Origin of the sequence: Haloprofundus sp. MHR1 (assembly GCF_005155585.1) — an archaeon.
GTDB lineage: Archaea > Halobacteriota > Halobacteria > Halobacteriales > Haloferacaceae > Haloprofundus > Haloprofundus halophilus.
Genome location: NZ_CP039833.1, coordinates 984,736 through 1,001,380, shown reverse-complemented (window position 1 = coordinate 1,001,380; position 16,645 = coordinate 984,736). Strand labels below are relative to the sequence as shown.

Here is a 16,645-nt window from a genome sequence, read left to right as displayed (position 1 = left end):
CGTTAATTACAGTGCTCGGCGCGGTACGTTTCCGCGTGTCATGCGCGAACCGAATCGAGACCACGGAACCGACGGCGAACTCGACAGGAACCGACGACGCACGCTGAAAGCGCTCGGTGCGGCCGGCGCGACCGCCGGCGTCGGCGGCGCGGCGGGATGGAGCGACGTCGCGAGCGCGCTCGGCCGCCGCGGAGGCCAGTCGGCGGTTCCCAGACAGCAGACCGACGGCGCGGTACTGGAGGACCGTTACCTCCGAATCGCGCTGCTGGCCGCCCGCGAGGCGGCGGCGATCCACGACGAACAGTTCGGACAGATAAAGACCGCCGAGACGAAGGCCCCCCAGCAACTCGTCACGGAGGTCGACAGAAACGCCGAGCGGGCCATCCGACAGCGGATACGCGAGGAACTCGGCGACGAGTTCGAGGACGACAACCACGCGCTGTTCGGCGAGGAACAGGGCGGCACGCGCTCGGGCGACTTCGTCTGGATAATCGACCCGCTCGACGGGACGACCAACTACGTCCGCGGCATCCCGCACTTCTGCGTCTCCATCGCCGTCGTCAGGGAGGGCGAACTCCACGCGGGCCTCGTCTACTACTCGCCGCGCGACGAGGTGTACGCCGCCGTCGCCGGCGAGGGGGCGATAAAGTTCGAGGACACCGGCGGAAACCCGACGCAGGTCGAGTCAGTGGTACCGCTGTCGGTGACGAACGTCTCCACCATCGAGGAGTCGCTCAACTCGGTCGGCTTCTACAGCGGCGCGAGCGCCATCGACCCGCGCTACCTGCTCCTGTTCAGAGAGTTCGTCGCGGAGTCGCTCGGCATCCGGCAGCTCGGTGCCGCCGCGGTCGACATGGTGCTGCTCGCGGAGGGCGCGTTCGACACGTTCTCCTGCTGGGCGCTGAAACCGGTCGACGTCGCCGCCGGAACGCTCATCGTCCGGGAGGCGGGCGGCCGCGTCACCGACTTCCGCGGCGACGACGACGTCCAGACCGTCCTGCGGGGGAACGTGCTCGCCACGAACGGCGAACTCCACGGGTCGGTCCTCGGCCGCTACCGCAACCCGCGGGCGACTCTCGACGACTTGCTGCCCGAGAACTGACGGTCCGTTCTCCGGCTCTCCGCCCGAACCACTTTCGGGGTGTAGCGCGACCGTCTCGGTATGCGCGTCACCTTCCTCGGCACCGGGAGCGCGATGCCGCTTCCGGACCGCGTTCAGACCGGACTGCTGCTCGAACCGAGCGTCGACGGGGATAGCGACGGCGACGGCGCCGACGGGAGCGGAGCCGACGGCGGCGAACCCGACGGACGACCCCTGCTCGTCGACTGCGGCGCGGGCGTCCTCCACCGCCTCAGTCAGACCGACGTGGGCTACGAGGGCGTCGCCACCGTGCTCCTCACCCACCACCATCTCGACCACGTCTCGGACCTCCTGGCGCTCCTGAAAGCCCGCTGGCTGGCGGGCGAGGAACACCTCGAAGTCGTCGGCCCGCCGGGGACGAAATCGCTCGTCGACGACCTGCTGACCGCCTTCGACTACCTGGAGGGCCGAGTCGACCTCGCCGTCCGCGAGGTCGCCGCCGACGAACCGTTCGAGGTCGCCGGATTCTCCGTCGAAGCGCACGAGACCCGCCACTCGGTACCGTGTCTCGCCTACCGGTTCGGCGACGCGTTCACCTTCTCGGGCGACTCGGAGGCGTTCGAAGGGCTCGCGAACTTCGCCGACGGCTCCCGGGTGCTCGCGCACGACTGCTCCTTCCCCGACGAGGTCGACGTGTCGAACCACCCGACGCCGACGCAGTTGGGCGAGGCGCTCGCCGGCCGCGACGTCGACTGTCTCTACCTCACTCACCTCTACCCGCACACCGAAGGAAAGCACCGAGAGATGCTCGACAGCGTCGAGGCGCGGTTCGACGGCGACGTGCGAATCGCCCGCGACGGCCTACGATTCGAAACCGCTGAATAGACCCCGCCGAAACCGAAGGTAGTGAGTCGTCACGACGCCGCGCTGTTCGTCGGCATCGCCGCCGTCTGGGGGACCGCGTTCGTCGCCACCAAGGCGGCGCTCGACTCGTTTCCCCCGGTGACGCTGGCGGCGCTCCGGTTCTCGCTGGCGGCGCTCGCCCTCTTCGTCGTCGTTTTCGCCGCCCGAAAGAGCTGGGTGCCGAACGGACGCGGCGACTGGCTCCCGATTCTCACCGGCGGCGCGTTCAACATCGGCCTCCACCACGCGCTGCTCTTCGCCGGTCAGCAGTACGTCTCCGCCGCGCTCGCCGCGACGCTCCTCGGGCTGGTTCCGGTCGCGACGCCGGCGTTCGCACGCCTCACACGGCACGACGACAGCCTCTCGGTGACGGGTGCGGTCGGCATTCTCGTCGGCTTTCTCAGCGTCGTCCTCATGGCCCAGTTGGACCCGAACGACCTGTCGGCGAGCGTCGGTGCAGGGCTGGTGCTCGCCTCCGCCGTCGCGTGGGTGTTCGGGGCCGTCCTCACTCGCGAGGACGACGCGACGCTCTCGCCCGTCTCCCTGCAGGCGTGGACGCTCCTCGTCGGTGCCGCGCTCCTCGCGCTCGCGACCTTCGCGCTCCCGGGCGAGTCGCTCGGGCCGCTCGTCCTCGCCTCGGCGACGCCGGAAGCGCTCGGCTGGCTCGCGTACCTCGCGTTGATTCCCGGCGCGGCCGGATTCTTCGCCTACTTCCGCCTACTCGACCGTATCGGACCGATCCAGGTCGGGCTGCTGGAGTACGCCATCCCGCCCTTCGCGGCGCTGTTCGGCTTCGTCGTGCTGCAGGAGACGCTCGACGGGACGACGATTGCGGGCTTTCTCGGCGTCTTCGTCGCGTTCCTGCTGGTGAAGTCCGACAGTATCGCGGCGGCGCTCGACCGACGCCGGGACCGGGCGGGGTCGGCCGACTCGCGGTCCGATTGATTGCCGACGGTGAGTGTCACGCCGCTCGGAGCACGAAACCCACTTACCCGTCACCGACCAACCTTCTCGTGCCATGTGCCACCACTTCACTACCATCGACGAACTGAGCGAGAACGAGCGCCGCGAGTTGCTGGCAGAACACGACGAGGACGAACTCCGCGAGGAACACACCGACGAGGAGTTGACGAAACTCGGTCTCGAAGCCTGAGCGCAGACACGTCGGACGCTCGCTCGAAACCCTGCTTTTTCCGCCTGTACCCGCCAACAGCGTCGCAGCTACTGACTCGGAAAACCGCTCACCGACCGTCGATTTTCGTCCCCGGCGACTCTCCCGCCAGGAAGGGTCCGACACCGTCCGGACCGAACACGTGCGACGGGGCGTCCAGCGCCAACAGCGCCCGGACTTTGGCGGCCATCCCGCCAGTGACGTCCGTCGACTCGCTCCCGCCGAGCGCCGATTCGACATCTGCGAACGACCGAATCTCGTCGACGACGACTCCGTTCTCGTCGTAGACCCCGGGCACCGTCGAACAGAGGCCGACCCGGCCGGCCCCGAGGCCGTCGGCGAGTCGAACGACGAGTTCGTCGCCGGAGACGACGGTGACGCCGCGGCCCGCGTGCGCGACCACGTCGCCGTGGAGCACCGGGACGAACCCCTCGCCGAGCAGCGTCTCCGTCGAGTCCAGCGGGAGCGAGAGCGACGCGCCGTTCTCGCCGGTTTCGCCGGTGTCTCGCCGCGCCGCGACCGACAGCGGGTGGACCGGCAGCGCCGGGACGCCCCGCGACTGCAACCGGGAGACGACGGCGTCGTTCAGACGCTTCATCGCGGCGTGGATGGCGAGCGCGCCCGTCGCGTCGGCCGTTCCCTCGGTCGTGCTGACGCCGTAGTTGGCGGCGTGGTGGTGGCCGAAACTCCCGCCGCCGTGGACGACGACGAGCCGTTCGACACCCGACTCCGCGATGGCGTCGACGGCGGCGGCGAGCGCCTCGTCGTCGACGGTTTCGGGCGTGTCCTTGTCGGTGACGACGCTCCCGCCGAGTTTGAGGACGGTCGTCATTCGGCCGTCCCCTCGGCGGGCGCGTCGCCGCCGTTCTCGGCCTCTAGACGGACGCCTTCGGTCGCCAACTCCGCGCGGAACACGTCCTCGCAGCCGGGTGTGAAGCGGAGACCCGTCTCCGTCTCCGGCGTCGGGTCGAGCGCGACGATGCAGCCGCCGCCGCCCGCGCCGGTCAGTTTCGCACCGTGTGCGCCCGCGCTCCGCGCCGCCCACACCATGTTGTCGAGCGACCGCGAGGAGACGCCGAGCGCCTCCAGCAACCCGTGGTTGAAGTTCATCAGCTCGCCCAGTTCTTCCAGGAGCTCCTCGTCGGCCTCCGTGCCCTCGGCGTCCGTGAGCAGCGACTCGCCGTGACGGACGATGTCGCCGACAGTCTCGACGGTGTCGGCGGCGAAGCCGTAGCGCTCCTTCAGTTCGCGGACGCCCGCGACCAGCGCGCCGGTGTCGCCCGCGCCGCCGTCGAAGCCGACGACGAACGGGAGGTTCGGGGTGTCTATCGTCCGGCAGTCGTCGCCCTCGACGCGGACCGCGCCGCCCATCGCCGAGCAGAACGTGTCCGCGCGCGACGCCTGTCCGTCCTGGACCTCGTACTCGGCTCTGTAGGCCCGTTCAGCTATCTCCCGCGAGTCGAGTTCGACGCCGAGAGAGCGCGTCGCGGCGTCGATACTCGCGACCACCACCGCCGCCGAGGAGCCGAGCCCGGCACCGAGCGGAATCTCGCTCTCGATGGTGACGTCGAACCCCGCGCCGGAGTCGGAGACGGCGTCGCGCGCCTGCTCGACGGCGGCGTCGACGTAGCCGGTCGCCGCCTCGACGAGCGGCGTCGGCACGTCGACGTCCGGGCGTTCACCCGGCGACTGTCCGTACTCGACGGTGAAGCCGTCGAGGCTCAAGTCCTGCGCCTCGACGCGAATCCGATCGTCGTCTCGCGGTTCGACGGTGACGGTCGCCCGGCGTTCGATGGCGCAGGGCACCGCGGGTTCGCCGTAGACGACGGCGTGCTCCCCGAAGAGATACACCTTGCCCGGGGCGCTCGAAACGGTCATGGTCGAACAGAGAGAGAGAGTCCGCTTAAGGGTATGCGAATCGAGTCAGGCGTCGTCAGCGACTCGCTCTCGTTCGGGCGAGGGCGTCGGCGCGTGGACGTGTGCCTTCAGGCGAGGTGCGACGAACCGGGCGACCGCTCGCCCGACTCCTAACCCGCCGAGCGTCGTCCCCAGCGGGCCGTCTCCGATTTCGAGTCGCGCGCCGCCGACGCCGACGCGTCCCTCCCCGAGCAGGTCTATCGGCGCTCGTGAGAGGACGCCGTCACGGACGCCGTAGCTCGTCGCCCGAGCGTCGAGGGGGACCGGAACCGTCCGCCCCCCTCGAACCACCAGGGTCGTCGCCGTCGCTCCCTCTGTCTCGACGCTCACTCGCATCCCGCCGTCGGCGTCGACGACCGAGATATCGGCCACCGTCTTCGGGTAGCCCCACACCTCTCTCCCGAGCGCCTTCGACGCCTCGGTCGTCACGGGCAGCGCGTGGACGTAGCCGCCGATTTCGGTTACGGCTCCGACCCCGAGACGCGTCGCTCTCCGGCGACTGCCCGTCCGCCGGACGACCGGCACGACGACGGCGAACTCCTCGTAGGGGTCGAACCCCCCCACCGACCGGTAGCGAACGCCGGCGAGAACGACGAGACCCGACCGCGGCGCGACGCGAACCGGGCTCAGTCCGTCGGGAACCACGGAGCGGAGTCGCTCCCATCGCGCGGTGAACGTCGCCCCCGCGACGTCTGCCTCGCACCGCAACGGCAGCGAGACGGTGTGACCGGTCGAAAGCGTCGCCGTCTCCTCGTATCCACGCATACGTTCACGGAGGGACGCCGCACGCTTGAGCGTTCGCCGTCTCGCGGGCCGCAGGAACGTATTTCCCGGCACGGAACTCACGTGGCCCATGCGACTCACGCTCGACCACGTCCCGTTCGCCGGCACCGACCTCGATTCGCTCGTCGCGGCGTTCGACTCGGTGGGTCTCACGCCGGAGTACGGCGGCGTCCACGGCACCGGCACGACACACATGTCGGTGCTCGGCTTCGACGACGACTCCTACCTCGAACTCATCTCGACGACGCCCGGTACCAGTGCCGAAGCGGCGGGCTTCTGGCCCGAGTACATCGCCGCCGACGCGGGGCCGACTGCGTGGTGTATCGAAGTCGACAACCCCGCGACGGAGGCCAAGCGTCTCATCGACGCCGGCGCGTCGGTCGACGGGCCGAAGACGGCGAGTCGAGAGCGCGACGACGGCACAGTCGTCGAGTGGGACATGCTGTTCGCTGGCGACGGGCGAGAGCGGGAACTCCTGCCGTTCGCCATCGCCGACCGGACGCCGAAATCTCGGCGGGTGACCCCGACGCCGAGTGTCGCCGATGGCCCGCTCACCGGCGTCGCGGCAGTCGTCCTCGGCGTTCACGACGTGGGCGAGGCGAGCGAGTTGTTCCGTCAACTCTACCGATTTCCGTCGGCCGAACCCCTGGACGGCAGCCCGAGGGAGTGGTCGCTGTCGCGCGTCCCCGGTCAGCCGGTGTTCTTCGCCGAACCGAGTGGCGAAACGTCGTCGCTGGCGCGTCGACTCGCCGAGCTCGGACCGGGACCGTGCGCGTATCTCCTCGGGACCGAGAGCCTGGAGGAGGCGGCGGCGACGTACGCGCTGACGGATTCGGAGAACTGGGGCGACTCGTCGGTCGCCTGGTTCAACGCGCCGCGTCTCGACGGGTCGGTCGGCGTCATCGACTAACTCCCTACGAGTCGGCGAGCCGCCGCGAAACGTCCTCGGCGAGACGCGGGAAGAGAGCCGCGGAGAGCACACCCACGACGAACGCGAAGCCGACGGATTCGAGCGGCAGTGCGAGTTCGCCGGATATCGCCGCGCCGCCGTACCCCGCGAGCGCGAGCGCGGCGTTGAAGTAGAGGAAACGAAGGAGGACGAGCGACGGCGCGAGCGTCACCCACCCCGGAACGTCGGACCCCAGCGGCGTCACCCAGCCGCCGCGGATGACCGCCGCGACGACGACCATCGTCAGCCACGCGACCAGTGTGGCGGTTCTCGCGCCGAACGGGCGGATGTCGCCCAGCATGTACACCGCGAGTATCGCCGGGAGCGCCGACACCGAAATGTCCGCGAACGCGTAGGCGACGTCGTCGAGAAACAGCCCCACCGCGTCTTTCTCGACTTTCGCGCCCTCGCCGTGGCCGGACCAGCCCCACCGCTGTCGGCTCTCGGCGGTTTCGGTCGTTCGGCCGGGCGGCGGATCGTCCATGCGTTCGATAGGTGCCGCTATCGGCTTAGAATCGTCGGAAAATGGAACGGGAATCTCGTCGTCGAAATCGGGCCGCTCAGATGCCTTCCTCGAAGTCTTCGAGGGCGTAGACGGTGTCGGTGCCGCGGCGGTCGAGCGTCTCGTTGGCGAGCAGCCAGTAGACGACCGACAGCGCGCGGCGACCCTTGTTGTTCGTCGGGATGACGAGGTCGACGTTCGACAGCTGGTTGTTCGAGTCGCACATCGCGATGACCGGGATGCCGACCGTGATGGCCTCCTTGACGGCCTGCGCGTCACCGATGGGGTCGGTGACGACGACGACGTCGGGCTCGATGTAGCCGCGGTAGTCGGGGTTCGTCAGCGTGCCGGGGATGAAGCGGCCCGTGCGGGCGCGCGCCCCGATGGCGTCGGCGAACTTCTCGGCCGGGAACCGACCGTACTGACGCGAGGAGGTGACGAGCACCTGCTCGGGGTCGTAGTTGGCGAGGAAGTCCGCGGCCGTGCGGATGCGCTTGTCGGTCTGGCTGACGTCGAGGACGTAGAGACCGTCGTCGCGGACGCGGTGGATGAACCGCTCCATGTCCTTGGTCTTCTGCTGGGTCCCGATGTGGACGCCCGCCTGGAGGTAGTCCTCCACGGGGATGAGGAGGTCCGCCTCGTCGTCGGGCATGACGTCCTCGTCGAACATCGGACCGTCGTCTGTTTCTTCTTCGGCCTCGGGGGCCTCGTCGGCTCCCTCGGCGGGCAAGTCGTCGTCCGCCTCGATGTCGGGGTCGACCTCGGGTTCGGCACCGGCCTCGCCGGTGGCTTCCTCCTCGATCTCCTCCTCGGCGGTCTCGAGTGCTTCGTTGTCGTTTTCGGTCATACTGCGTCGTCCGCGATGCGGATGAGTTCGTTGAGTTTGGCAGTTCGCTCGCCGCCGACCGCGCCCGTCTTGATGAACGGGGCGGCCGTCGCCACGGCGAGGTGTGCGATGGTCGTGTCCTCCGTCTCACCGGAGCGGTGCGAGATGACGGAGTCGTAGCCGTGCTTCGTCGCCAGTTCGATGGCGTCGAAGGCGTCCGACAGCGTTCCTATCTGGTTCGGCTTGATGAGGATGCTGTTGGCCGCGCCCTCGTCGATACCCGTCTGCAGGCGCTCGACGTTGGTGACGAACAGGTCGTCGCCGCAGACGAGCGTCCGGTCGCCGACTCTGTCGGTGAGCTCGGCGAAGCCCTCGTAGTCGTTCTCGTCGAGGGGGTCCTCGACGTAGACGAGGTCGTACTCGTTCACGAGGTCGGCGATGTAATCTATCTGCTCGTCGGTCGAGCGCTCCTCGTCGCCGTAGCGGTAGACGTCGTCGTCCTCGTCGTACAGCTCCGCGGCGGCGACGTCGAGGCCGAACCGAATCTCGAAGCCGAGGTCGTCTTCGACGTCGGAGACGGCTTCCTCGACGATTTCGAACGCTTCGCTGTCGTCGACGGCGGGTGCCCACGCGCCCTCGTCGCCTTTCGCGGCGGCGATGTCTCGGTCGTCGAGAATCTCGGCGACGCGCGCGTGGACCGCGGCGTTGGCGAAGACGGCCTCGTCGATGCTCGGCGCGCCGACGGGCGCGGAGAGGAACTCCTGGATGTGCGTCGCTTTGGCGGCGTGTTCGCCGCCGCCGACGACGTTCCCGAGCGGCGTCGGGAACTCCTCGCCGCGGAACGCGCCGCCGAGGTGCTGGTACAGCGGCGCACCGAGCACGTCGGCGCCGGCTTTCGCGGCCGCCATCGAGATGGCGACGGCGCTGTTGGCACCGATCTCGGAGAAGTTGTCGGTGCCGTCGGCGGCGCGGAGCGCGTTGTCGACTTCGCGCTGGTTGCCGGCGTACACCTCGCCGACGAGTCGCGGGAGCGCGCGGTCGCGCGCCGACGCGATCGCCTCGCTCGGGGGCAGTTCGATGGCTTCGTACTCGCCGGTCGACGCGCCGCTGGGCGCGACCGCGCGGCCGAAGCCGCCGGACTCGGTGAGCACGTCGGCCTCGACGGTCGGGTTGCCCCGCGAGTCGAGCACGCGGCGGAGCCGAACGTCGGTGACGAGCGTCATCTACGTCTCTCCCCGCCGGACGGTGAACGGCAGCACGCCGGCGTCGTACTCCTCGGCCGCGATGAGGATCGGTTCGCTCTGTTTCGATTCGACGAGCACCGGCGCACCGTAGCTGATCTGCAGCGCTCGTGCGCCGAGGATTCGCGCCTTCTCGTACCGATTGTACTGTTGCATCATTGGTACGGGGCCACCACGTCGACGAGGTCTTTGTGCGACACCATCATCCGCCGGCAGCACGCCCGCTCGACGCCGAGTTCGTCGAGAACTTCGGCGGAGTCTTCGTCACCCTCGCGGGCGCGCGCTTTGAACTCTTCCCAGTGTTCGGCGACGACGTTGCCGCACGTGAAACACCGGACGGGTATCATCATGGTTGGGTCACCTCAGCGGTAGGACTTCTGGTAGCGGGCGCGAGCGCCTGGGCCGCCCCACTTTTTGGATTCGGACTGGCGAACGTCGTTGACCAGAAGCGACCGGTCGAACTCCATGTACGCGTCGCGGAGTTCGGCGTCGTTGAAGTACTGCACCAGTCCGCGGGCGATGGCCGTGCGGGTGGCGTCTGCCTGCCCGCTGAAGCCGCCGCCGTTGACGCGCACGTCGATGTCGACGTCGTCGCGGAGTTCGTCGCCGGCGATGCGGAACGGCTCCAGCATTTTCAGGCGCGCAATCTCCGGGTCGACCAGCTCGACGGGCCGGGAGTTGATTCGTACGCGACCCTCGCCCTCGCGCACGGTGGCGCGGGCGACGGCCGTCTTCTTCTTACCGCTCGTGTTGGTTACCATGTGACGTTAGCACCCAGTTTTTCGGAGATCTCTCCGAGGGAGATGAACTTGATGTTCGAGAGTCGGTCCAGCGACGTGCCGTCGAGCACTTCGCCGTCCTCGTCGTACGGGTTGTCGAGGTAGACGCGGACGTTCTCGAACGCCTCGCGGCCGCGCGGCGTCTTGTACGGAAGCATGCCGCGGATGCCGCGCTTGAAGATCCGGTCGGGACGCTTCGGGTAGTACGGACCGCGGTCGGAGCCGACCTCCGCGCGCTTCCGGTAGACGCTCATCACGTCCTCGTCGCGTCCGGTGATGACCGCGCGCTCGGCGTTGACGACCGCGACGCGCTCGCCGTCGAGCGCGCGCTGGGCTACCTCGCTGGCGACGCGACCCATGATGCAGTCGCGCGCGTCGACGATGACGTCGGCTTCGAATTCGGCGTAGCTCATCGAATCACCCGGACGTTGGATCCTTCGGGGTTCTGTTCTGCGACCTGTTCGAGCGTCAGCACGTCACCGACCTGTTCGATCTTCTTGCGGGCGGTGCCCGAGAAGTCGACGGCTGCGACCGTGACGTTCTTCTGCAGCACACCACTCCCCAGCACCTTGCCGGGGACGACTACGGTTTCGTCTTCCTGCGCGTACCGCTCGATGCGGCCGAGGTTGACTTCCGCGTGGGTGCGCCGTGGCTTTTCGAGGCGGTCTGCGACGTCACGCCAGACTGCGGCGTCAGCGTCGCGCGAAACCGCCTTTAGCTCGGCGATGAGACTCGTGAGTCTCGGGTTCGTCTTGCTACTCATGATGAAGTAACCTCCTGAGAAGGGGAGTGCAGGGAGCAGGATTTGAACCTGCGGACTCCTATGAGACAGCGCCCTGAACGCTGCGCCGTTGGCCAAACTTGGCTATCCCTGCACGCGATTTGGTGTTCTCTCCGCCCCTTCAAACCACTTTCGGTCCGACGCGCCGCCGACCCGGAGGTCGCCGCCGCGTCTGCCGACAGCACCGTCGCTCGTCGGGCCTCGGAGCCGCCACCGGAGCAGTGGCGCCGCCGAAGCGACCGAAGCGAACGTCGGTGCGTGGTTGAGGGGGTCATCTGTACTAGTTGCTTAGACCGCGACCGCGTCTTCGAGTTCCGCCGCGCGCGCGTCGATGGAGTCGATGGCGCGCAGCAGCAGTTCGTCGGCGCTGAACGAGCCGTCCGTCTCCACGTGGAAGACGAACGCGCCGGGGACATCCGTCACCTCGACTTCCTTGCCGGGGTAACGGTTCGTGAGGTCGTTGTCGAACTCGTCGGTTGCGACGAGTTCGCCCTCCTCCGTCTCGATGACGCCCCGGAGGATGTTCGGCTCCTCCTCGTCGAACTCGCCGGCGTCGCCGACGACCTCGACCTTCTGCAGGTGTCGGTAGCCGACGGCCACGCCGCCCTGGTGTTTGGCGTGGGACTTGCCGGTTTCGAGGACCGCGTCGGCCTCGAACTCGAGGCGCTGGCCCTCTTTCAGTTCGATGATGGGGATGTTCTCGTCGGCGGGCTGGACCAGCTCGTCGCTGGTCTCGATATCGCCGGAGTACGCCGTCGCCGGTCCTTCGACGTCGAGCGCCAGCGTCACTTCGTCGCCGACCTCGAAGTCGTCGAGGGGCGTCGTCAGCGGCACGAGGCCCAGTCGAAGTCCGATCATCTCGTCGAACATCACCGACGAGTTTTCGACGAACCGGACGGTGTCGATGGACAGCGTCGGGACGTCGGTGATCATCGCGCGGCGGATGCCGTTAGCTATCGCGGGCGTCAGCCCACGGACGACGAACCGCGCCGACCGTTCTTCGCGTTCGATGAACTCGACCTCGAACTCGTCTGCCATCGTTTTCAGAACCTACGGTTTTTGGGAGCGCGCGTGCCGTCGTGCGGAATCGGCGTCACGTCTTCGATGCGGCCGATTTCGAGTCCGGCACGGGCGAGCGCTCGGATAGTTGCCTGCGCGCCGGGGCCGGGGGACTTGTTGAGATTCCCGCCGGGACCGCGAACGCGGACGTGGACGCCGTCGATGCCCGCCGCCCTGACCTCCTCGGCCACGACTTCGGCCATCTGCATCGCCGCGTACGGCGACGCTTCGTCACGATTCTGCTTCACCACGGTCCCACCGCTGGACTTAGCGATGGTCTCGGCACCGGTCTGGTCGGTGATGGTGATGAGCGTGTTGTTGAACGATGCGTACACGTGGGCGATGCCCCACGTCTCTTCACTGGTTTCGCTCATTCTTGTCCCTCTGCGCGCTCAGGATGTAGTTCGTCCGCGAGCGGCGAGTTCTCCTCGAAGCTCACGGTGGACTCTTCGCCGACCTCGACCTTCTTCGAGGGGACGGTGACCCGTGCGCCCTCGACGGTGACGTGGCCGTGGGTGATGAACTGTCGCGCCTGCTTCGGCGTGTTGCCGAGGCCTTTTCGGTAGGCGACCGTCTGGAGACGGCGTTCGAGCAGGTCGGTGACGTCCAGCGAGAGGATCTCGCTGATGTCGTCGGAGTCGTTCAGGATGCCGAGTCGGCGCAGGCGGTCGAGGAACTCCGCGCCCTCGATGCCGGCCTCGTCGATGTCGCCCTGTGCGTCGCCGAGGAGGCGTCGGGCCTCGCGGCGGAACGAGCGCAGTTCCGACTGCGCGCGCCACAGTTCTTCCTTGTTCTTCAGTCCGTAGCGGCCGAGCAGGTCGCCCTCGCGGGCGATGCGTTCGCCCTGGTACGGGTGGTTCGGCGTCTCGTAGGACTTGGTGTTCTTGCCGGTACTCATTCGTCGTCACCGCCTTCCTCTGCTTCCGCTTCCTCGCGGATGGCTTCGACGTTGACGCCGATGGTTCCCTCGGTGCGGCCGGTGGACTTCGTCCGCTGGCCGCGGACCTTCTGGCCGCGCTGGTGCCGGATACCTTTGTAGGAGTTTATCATCTGCATCCGGTTGATGTCGTGGCGGCGTTTCTGCTGTAGGTCGTTACCGATTCGGTGCGTCGTCTCACCGGTGTAGAAATCGTTCTGCCGGTTAGTGAGCCACGGGGGAACCTCGTCTGCGAGGTTTTCGACGGCCGAAACGACGGCGTCGATGTCCTCCTCGTCGAGGCGACCGAACGTCGCGGTTCGGTCGACACCCGCGGTCTCGGCGACGATGCGCGCGGTGCGCTTGCCGATACCGTTCATCTCTGTCAGGCTCCGCTCGACCGTCTTCGTCCCGTCGAGGTCCGTCTGCCCGATGCGGACGAAGTATCGGAGGTTCTCCTCCTCCTCTTCGGTCGAGCCGTCCTGTGGTTCTTCTGCACTCATAGTGGAATGTGGATGAGCGTTGCGGCGGGGATTCGAACCCCGGAGGCATGACGCCACTGAGTTAGCAACCCAGCGCCTTGGGCCACTTGGCTACCGCAACCCTGTTTGTCGTATCGTCGCCCTTCCGGACTCGGGACTTCGCGCCCCTACAGTGACTGCACTCGGAGTAACCCGTGGACGGTACTTAAACGTCACGAAAGGGTCGGGAACGTGGGTTTCGGTGACACACCGCGTCGCGTGAACGCGGCGTCCGCCCGCCCGCCCGGACTCGCCGGCGTAATCGGGGGAGCGGACGACGGTCGGTCGTCTGACGAGCGAGTGCGGTGGTAGCTACCAACTCCCATTCTCGGGGGACCGCCCCATTAAACTGTCGCCTATACGTCTTACCGCCTCGACCTGTAGTTTCGAGGGCCGGAGGCCCGCCCGAGCGATGGACGCCCAACGTTCGAGCTCCGACCGCCGAACTGTTCCCTGACATGTTCGATTTCTGTGTGGACTATAGCTTCAGAGGCGGTCACAGACCATCTTTCGACCGAACCGTCGTGCCCGGTTGGCAACTCCACAACTGGGTGGCGTTCTCACCCACGTTTGTTCGCTCGAACCGGACGATACTGTTCGATTTCGGCGCTGATTGGGGCGTGGGTACTTACGAAGGTAGTCCCTGGATGGCAACATGCGAGATATCGAGGGTAGTGAGAACGGTGTAGGTCCCCCGACCAGTGTTCGAACCGACGATTCGCTCGTCGTGTACGCCGACTACGTCTGTCCGTTCAGTTATCTCGGCACCGAAGTTCTGTCCAACTATCTGACCGGCCGCGAGAACAGAGGGCTCCCGTCGCTCTCGGTGGAGTGGCGGCCGTTCGACCTCCGCGAACCGTATCGCGACTCCGACGGGACGCTCCGCCGGGAGGTGGACGTCGAGGAGTCGCTGGGCGCGCCGTGGTCGGCCGTCGAAGAGTTGGCGGGCCGCTACGGCGTCGAGATGAATCTCTCCTCGCCGAGATATCGAACCGTCGACTCGAAGAAAGCACAGCAGTTGGCCCTGTACGTTCAGGACGAGCACCCCGACCGCTTCGGGACCGTTCACCGGTGGCTGTTTTCGGCGTTGTGGCGCGACAGCGAGGACATCGGCGACGAAGAGACACTCGTCGACATCGCCGGTGCCGCCGGTATCGACCCGGCGTCGGTCCGGTCGGTGTTCGACGACTCGGCGCACCGACGACACCTCGAGGAAGCGCTCGAAGAGTCCGAACGCGAGAACGTCACCGGTATCCCCTCCTTCCTCTACCGGGGACGGACCGCCCAGGGTGCGGTCCCCGAGGAGTCGCTCCAGACGCTCGTCGAGAGTCAGTGAGGTGCGACGGGTTTACGGGCGGACGACTGGTTCTGTCGGCCGTATCGAGGACGGGAAACCGACGCAAAACTACCCGCGGAGCGCGTCGACGGGTCGCTGCCGCGACGCTTTCCACGCGGGGTAGAGACCGCCCAGCGCGCTGGCGGCGACGCCGAAGACGAACCCCGAGAGCGCGTAACGAAGTCCCTCGGCCGTAAACGCCAGCGGGTCGCCGAGCAGCGCATCGTTGATGACTAATCCCAACCCGAGACTGACGAGCACGCCGAGCAGTGCCCCGACGACGCCGAGCAGCGTCGCCTCGGTCAGCATGATGCGTAGCACGTCGCCTCGCTCGTAGCCGACGGCGCGGAGCACGCCGATCTCCTCGCGTCGCTCGATGGCGCTCATCAGCATCACGTTGGCGATGCTCACCCCGGCGACGACCAGCGAGATCGCACCCAACCCCACGAGAAAGAGGTTGACCTGCGCGAACGCCTGGTCGATCTGCTCGGAGACCTCGCCGCGCTCGAAGACGCTGACCTGCTGTTCGCGCCCGTTGAACGCGTCGCGGATGGCCATCGCCGACTCGTTCGCCGCCTCGACGTCGTCGGAGCGGACGACGACCTGTGCGTAGCCTTCGGAGTCGAAGGTAGCCCGCGGGAGAACCACTGCCTCGTTCGGACTGGCGACCGCCGCTTGGCCCTCGTCTTCGAGTACGGCGGCGACACGATACGTCTCGCCGTCGAGTTCGAGTTTGTTTCCGGGTTCGAGGCCGTAGCGGTCGGCGAGCGTCGCGCCGACGAGCGCCCCGCGTCGCCAGTTGCCCGGAATCGCCCCGTCGCGGACCGTGTACAACTCGTCGGGGTCGGCCACCCCGTACACCGTCACCGACCCGTCGGACCGTCCGACCGCGAGGTTCGCGTTGCGCTGTTTCAGCGGGACGAGTTCGGCGTCGCCGGTCGCGCGCTCCATCTGGCGTAGGTCGGCGTCGGTGAGGTAGCCGTCGTCGTCGTCCTCGCCGGCGAACACTTGGAGGTCGCTGCCGATGGAGCCGAGCGTCTCGAACTGGGCGTCTTTGAACGCGACGCCCGCGATTCCCAGGGTTGCGATGGCGACGACGCCGATGACGATGGCGGCGATGGCCAGCGCCGAGCGCGTCCGCGCTCGCGTCAGATTCCGTCGCGCCATCAGGACGACCGGGAACCGCCGCCACAGCGACTCAAACATCTGAGAGCCTCCCGTCGACGAGTTCGACCGTCCGGTCGGCGAACTCGCTGACGTAGTCGTCGTGGGTGACGGTGACGACGGCGACGCCCTCGTCGGTGATGCGGTCGAACTCGTCGAGAATCTGGTCGCCGGTCTCCCTGTCGAGATTTCCGGTGGGTTCGTCGGCGAGGACGATAGCCGGGTCGTTGACGAGCGACCGGGCGATGGCGACGCGCTGTTTCTGCCCGCCGGAGAGTTCGTTCGGGTAGTGGTCGAGTCTGTCGCCGAGACCCACTCGTTCGAGGAGGTCCGTCGCTCGCGCGGCGGTCTCCTTCGGTTTACGGTCCAAGAGTCGGGGGACCTCGACGTTCTCCACGGCGGTGAGCGTCGGGATGAGGTAGAAACTCTGGAAAACGAATCCGATGACGCGCTTTCGCAGGCGCGTCGCGGCCGTCTCCGACAGCGTCGACACGTCGTTACCGTCGACCGTCACGGTGCCAGACGTAGGCACGTCGAGCAGTCCGAGAACGTTCAGGAGTGTCGACTTCCCGCTCCCGCTGGGCCCGACGATGGAGACGAACTCCCCGCGGTCGATGTGAAAGTCGATTCCCTTCAGCGCGCGGAGCGTCTCGGCACCCGTCCGATACTCTTTGACTACGTCGCTGCCGTCGATGACGCGCGCTGTCGCGTCCATC

23 protein-coding genes and 2 tRNA genes are annotated in these 16,645 nt (G+C 67.6%); 6 read left to right on the top strand and 19 right to left on the bottom strand.

Going from position 1 to position 16,645, the window contains the following annotated elements; genetic code table 11:
* Positions 1 to 40: 40 nt before the first annotated feature.
* The 4 genes from FCF25_RS05070 (at position 41) to FCF25_RS15930 (ending at position 3,137) form a co-directional block, all read left to right on the top strand.
* Entirely contained in the window at positions 41 to 1,102 is a 1,062-nt protein-coding gene (locus FCF25_RS05070; protein ID WP_157972747.1) for an inositol monophosphatase family protein, read from the top strand.
* A gap of 60 nt (positions 1,103 to 1,162) precedes the next feature.
* Positions 1,163 to 1,966 (top strand): MBL fold metallo-hydrolase, encoded by an 804-nt coding sequence (locus tag FCF25_RS05065; protein ID WP_137047524.1) that lies wholly within the window; start codon positions 1,163 to 1,165, stop codon positions 1,964 to 1,966.
* Between the two features lie 21 nt (positions 1,967 to 1,987).
* Entirely contained in the window at positions 1,988 to 2,929 is a 942-nt protein-coding gene (locus FCF25_RS05060) for a DMT family transporter (RefSeq protein ID WP_137047523.1), read from the top strand.
* Between the two features lie 73 nt (positions 2,930 to 3,002).
* Complete coding sequence (locus FCF25_RS15930; RefSeq protein WP_256360030.1) at positions 3,003 to 3,137, top strand: hypothetical protein; 135 nt, start codon at positions 3,003 to 3,005, stop codon at positions 3,135 to 3,137.
* Between the two features lie 88 nt (positions 3,138 to 3,225).
* Here the strand turns inward: FCF25_RS15930 and FCF25_RS05055 are convergent, their stop codons facing one another.
* From FCF25_RS05055 to FCF25_RS05045, 3 genes are read right to left on the bottom strand one after another with little or no spacing between them, the layout of a single operon-like run.
* The gene (locus FCF25_RS05055) at positions 3,226 to 3,987 is read right to left on the bottom strand and encodes an isopentenyl phosphate kinase (protein WP_137047522.1); all 762 of its coding nucleotides are present in this window, start codon (positions 3,985 to 3,987) and stop codon (positions 3,226 to 3,228) included.
* Positions 3,984 to 5,033 (bottom strand): mevalonate kinase, encoded by a 1,050-nt coding sequence (gene mvk / locus FCF25_RS05050; RefSeq protein WP_117595062.1) that lies wholly within the window; start codon positions 5,031 to 5,033, stop codon positions 3,984 to 3,986. The genes FCF25_RS05055 and mvk overlap by 4 nt, the downstream gene beginning before the upstream one ends.
* A gap of 45 nt (positions 5,034 to 5,078) precedes the next feature.
* Entirely contained in the window at positions 5,079 to 5,837 is a 759-nt protein-coding gene (locus FCF25_RS05045) for an acetoacetate decarboxylase family protein (RefSeq protein WP_168191208.1), read from the bottom strand.
* A gap of 88 nt (positions 5,838 to 5,925) precedes the next feature.
* Between FCF25_RS05045 and FCF25_RS05040 the strand changes: the two genes are divergently transcribed.
* Positions 5,926 to 6,765, top strand: coding sequence for a VOC family protein (locus FCF25_RS05040; protein WP_137047520.1), 840 nt, complete (start codon positions 5,926 to 5,928; stop codon positions 6,763 to 6,765).
* Positions 6,766 to 6,769: 4 nt separating this feature from the next.
* Here the strand turns inward: FCF25_RS05040 and FCF25_RS05035 are convergent, their stop codons facing one another.
* The 14 genes from FCF25_RS05035 to FCF25_RS04970 form a co-directional block, all read right to left on the bottom strand.
* On the bottom strand, positions 6,770 to 7,288 hold the full coding sequence (locus FCF25_RS05035; protein WP_137047519.1) for a hypothetical protein: 519 nt from the start codon (positions 7,286 to 7,288) through the stop codon (positions 6,770 to 6,772).
* Between the two features lie 76 nt (positions 7,289 to 7,364).
* On the bottom strand, positions 7,365 to 8,153 hold the full coding sequence (gene rpsB / locus FCF25_RS05030) for a 30S ribosomal protein S2 (protein ID WP_117595058.1): 789 nt from the start codon (positions 8,151 to 8,153) through the stop codon (positions 7,365 to 7,367).
* Complete coding sequence (gene eno / locus FCF25_RS05025) at positions 8,150 to 9,355, bottom strand: phosphopyruvate hydratase (protein WP_137047518.1); 1,206 nt, start codon at positions 9,353 to 9,355, stop codon at positions 8,150 to 8,152. The genes rpsB and eno overlap by 4 nt, the downstream gene beginning before the upstream one ends.
* Complete coding sequence (locus tag FCF25_RS05020; RefSeq protein ID WP_117595056.1) at positions 9,356 to 9,532, bottom strand: DNA-directed RNA polymerase subunit K; 177 nt, start codon at positions 9,530 to 9,532, stop codon at positions 9,356 to 9,358.
* Complete coding sequence (locus tag FCF25_RS05015) at positions 9,529 to 9,723, bottom strand: DNA-directed RNA polymerase subunit N (RefSeq protein ID WP_137047517.1); 195 nt, start codon at positions 9,721 to 9,723, stop codon at positions 9,529 to 9,531. The genes FCF25_RS05020 and FCF25_RS05015 overlap by 4 nt, the downstream gene beginning before the upstream one ends.
* A gap of 12 nt (positions 9,724 to 9,735) precedes the next feature.
* Complete coding sequence (locus FCF25_RS05010) at positions 9,736 to 10,134, bottom strand: 30S ribosomal protein S9 (RefSeq protein WP_117595054.1); 399 nt, start codon at positions 10,132 to 10,134, stop codon at positions 9,736 to 9,738.
* Positions 10,128 to 10,565 carry a 50S ribosomal protein L13 gene (locus FCF25_RS05005; protein WP_117595053.1) on the bottom strand — a complete coding sequence of 146 codons (438 nt, stop codon included), beginning with the start codon at positions 10,563 to 10,565 and terminating at the stop codon, positions 10,128 to 10,130. The genes FCF25_RS05010 and FCF25_RS05005 overlap by 7 nt, the downstream gene beginning before the upstream one ends.
* Complete coding sequence (locus FCF25_RS05000) at positions 10,562 to 10,915, bottom strand: 50S ribosomal protein L18e (RefSeq protein WP_058582897.1); 354 nt, start codon at positions 10,913 to 10,915, stop codon at positions 10,562 to 10,564. Before FCF25_RS05000 ends, FCF25_RS05005 begins: the two co-directional genes overlap by 4 nt.
* A gap of 27 nt (positions 10,916 to 10,942) precedes the next feature.
* Positions 10,943 to 11,027: transfer RNA gene (locus FCF25_RS04995), tRNA-Leu, on the bottom strand.
* A 194-nt stretch (positions 11,028 to 11,221) separates the two neighbouring features.
* A complete protein-coding gene (locus tag FCF25_RS04990; RefSeq protein ID WP_117595052.1) occupies positions 11,222 to 11,971 on the bottom strand; it encodes a DNA-directed RNA polymerase subunit D in 750 nt (249 codons plus the stop codon).
* Positions 11,972 to 11,976: 5 nt separating this feature from the next.
* Positions 11,977 to 12,366 (bottom strand): 30S ribosomal protein S11, encoded by a 390-nt coding sequence (locus tag FCF25_RS04985; RefSeq protein ID WP_117595051.1) that lies wholly within the window; start codon positions 12,364 to 12,366, stop codon positions 11,977 to 11,979.
* On the bottom strand, positions 12,363 to 12,890 hold the full coding sequence (locus FCF25_RS04980) for a 30S ribosomal protein S4 (protein ID WP_117595050.1): 528 nt from the start codon (positions 12,888 to 12,890) through the stop codon (positions 12,363 to 12,365). Before FCF25_RS04980 ends, FCF25_RS04985 begins: the two co-directional genes overlap by 4 nt.
* Positions 12,887 to 13,411: a 30S ribosomal protein S13 gene (locus tag FCF25_RS04975; RefSeq protein WP_137047516.1), complete on the bottom strand. Its 525-nt coding sequence runs from the start codon at positions 13,409 to 13,411 to the stop codon at positions 12,887 to 12,889. Before FCF25_RS04975 ends, FCF25_RS04980 begins: the two co-directional genes overlap by 4 nt.
* A gap of 17 nt (positions 13,412 to 13,428) precedes the next feature.
* Positions 13,429 to 13,511, bottom strand: a tRNA-Ser gene (locus FCF25_RS04970).
* A 573-nt stretch (positions 13,512 to 14,084) separates the two neighbouring features.
* On the opposite strand from FCF25_RS04970, the gene FCF25_RS04965 reads away from it, so the two are divergent.
* The gene (locus tag FCF25_RS04965; protein ID WP_117595048.1) at positions 14,085 to 14,765 is read left to right on the top strand and encodes a DsbA family protein; all 681 of its coding nucleotides are present in this window, start codon (positions 14,085 to 14,087) and stop codon (positions 14,763 to 14,765) included.
* A 69-nt stretch (positions 14,766 to 14,834) separates the two neighbouring features.
* On the opposite strand, the gene FCF25_RS04960 is transcribed toward FCF25_RS04965, so the two are convergent.
* Both FCF25_RS04960 and FCF25_RS04955 read right to left on the bottom strand, forming a co-directional pair.
* Positions 14,835 to 15,971, bottom strand: a complete 1,137-nt coding sequence (locus tag FCF25_RS04960; protein WP_137047515.1) for an ABC transporter permease — start codon at positions 15,969 to 15,971, stop codon at positions 14,835 to 14,837.
* Positions 15,964 to 16,644, bottom strand: a complete 681-nt coding sequence (locus FCF25_RS04955; protein WP_117595334.1) for an ABC transporter ATP-binding protein — start codon at positions 16,642 to 16,644, stop codon at positions 15,964 to 15,966. Before FCF25_RS04955 ends, FCF25_RS04960 begins: the two co-directional genes overlap by 8 nt.
* Position 16,645: the final 1 nt, after the last annotated feature.

Excerpts from the sequence above, each read along its gene's own strand:
- eno (WP_137047518.1), bottom strand. The coding sequence starts at position 9,355 with ATGACGCTCGTCACCGACGTTCGGCTCCGCCGCGTGCTCGACTCGCGG.
- FCF25_RS04975 (WP_137047516.1), bottom strand. The coding sequence starts at position 13,411 with ATGAGTGCAGAAGAACCACAGGACGGCTCGACCGAAGAGGAGGAGGAG.
- FCF25_RS04955 (WP_117595334.1), bottom strand. The coding sequence starts at position 16,644 with ATGGACGCGACAGCGCGCGTCATCGACGGCAGCGACGTAGTCAAAGAG.
- FCF25_RS05045 (WP_168191208.1), bottom strand. The coding sequence starts at position 5,837 with ATGCGTGGATACGAGGAGACGGCGACGCTTTCGACCGGTCACACCGTC.
- FCF25_RS15930 (WP_256360030.1), top strand. The coding sequence starts at position 3,003 with ATGTGCCACCACTTCACTACCATCGACGAACTGAGCGAGAACGAGCGC.
- FCF25_RS05035 (WP_137047519.1), bottom strand. The coding sequence starts at position 7,288 with ATGGACGATCCGCCGCCCGGCCGAACGACCGAAACCGCCGAGAGCCGA.
- FCF25_RS05065 (WP_137047524.1), top strand. The coding sequence starts at position 1,163 with ATGCGCGTCACCTTCCTCGGCACCGGGAGCGCGATGCCGCTTCCGGAC.
- FCF25_RS05040 (WP_137047520.1), top strand. The coding sequence starts at position 5,926 with ATGCGACTCACGCTCGACCACGTCCCGTTCGCCGGCACCGACCTCGAT.
- rpsB (WP_117595058.1), bottom strand. The coding sequence starts at position 8,153 with ATGACCGAAAACGACAACGAAGCACTCGAGACCGCCGAGGAGGAGATC.
- FCF25_RS04985 (WP_117595051.1), bottom strand. The coding sequence starts at position 12,366 with ATGAGCGAAACCAGTGAAGAGACGTGGGGCATCGCCCACGTGTACGCA.
- mvk (WP_117595062.1), bottom strand. The coding sequence starts at position 5,033 with ATGACCGTTTCGAGCGCCCCGGGCAAGGTGTATCTCTTCGGGGAGCAC.
- FCF25_RS05015 (WP_137047517.1), bottom strand. The coding sequence starts at position 9,723 with ATGATGATACCCGTCCGGTGTTTCACGTGCGGCAACGTCGTCGCCGAA.
- FCF25_RS05010 (WP_117595054.1), bottom strand. The coding sequence starts at position 10,134 with ATGGTAACCAACACGAGCGGTAAGAAGAAGACGGCCGTCGCCCGCGCC.
- FCF25_RS05000 (WP_058582897.1), bottom strand. The coding sequence starts at position 10,915 with ATGAGTAGCAAGACGAACCCGAGACTCACGAGTCTCATCGCCGAGCTA.
- FCF25_RS05070 (WP_157972747.1), top strand. The coding sequence starts at position 41 with ATGCGCGAACCGAATCGAGACCACGGAACCGACGGCGAACTCGACAGG.
- FCF25_RS04990 (WP_117595052.1), bottom strand. The coding sequence starts at position 11,971 with ATGGCAGACGAGTTCGAGGTCGAGTTCATCGAACGCGAAGAACGGTCG.
- FCF25_RS04965 (WP_117595048.1), top strand. The coding sequence starts at position 14,085 with ATGCGAGATATCGAGGGTAGTGAGAACGGTGTAGGTCCCCCGACCAGT.
- FCF25_RS05020 (WP_117595056.1), bottom strand. The coding sequence starts at position 9,532 with ATGATGCAACAGTACAATCGGTACGAGAAGGCGCGAATCCTCGGCGCA.
- FCF25_RS05055 (WP_137047522.1), bottom strand. The coding sequence starts at position 3,987 with ATGACGACCGTCCTCAAACTCGGCGGGAGCGTCGTCACCGACAAGGAC.
- FCF25_RS05005 (WP_117595053.1), bottom strand. The coding sequence starts at position 10,565 with ATGAGCTACGCCGAATTCGAAGCCGACGTCATCGTCGACGCGCGCGAC.
- FCF25_RS04980 (WP_117595050.1), bottom strand. The coding sequence starts at position 12,890 with ATGAGTACCGGCAAGAACACCAAGTCCTACGAGACGCCGAACCACCCG.
- FCF25_RS04960 (WP_137047515.1), bottom strand. The coding sequence starts at position 15,971 with ATGTTTGAGTCGCTGTGGCGGCGGTTCCCGGTCGTCCTGATGGCGCGA.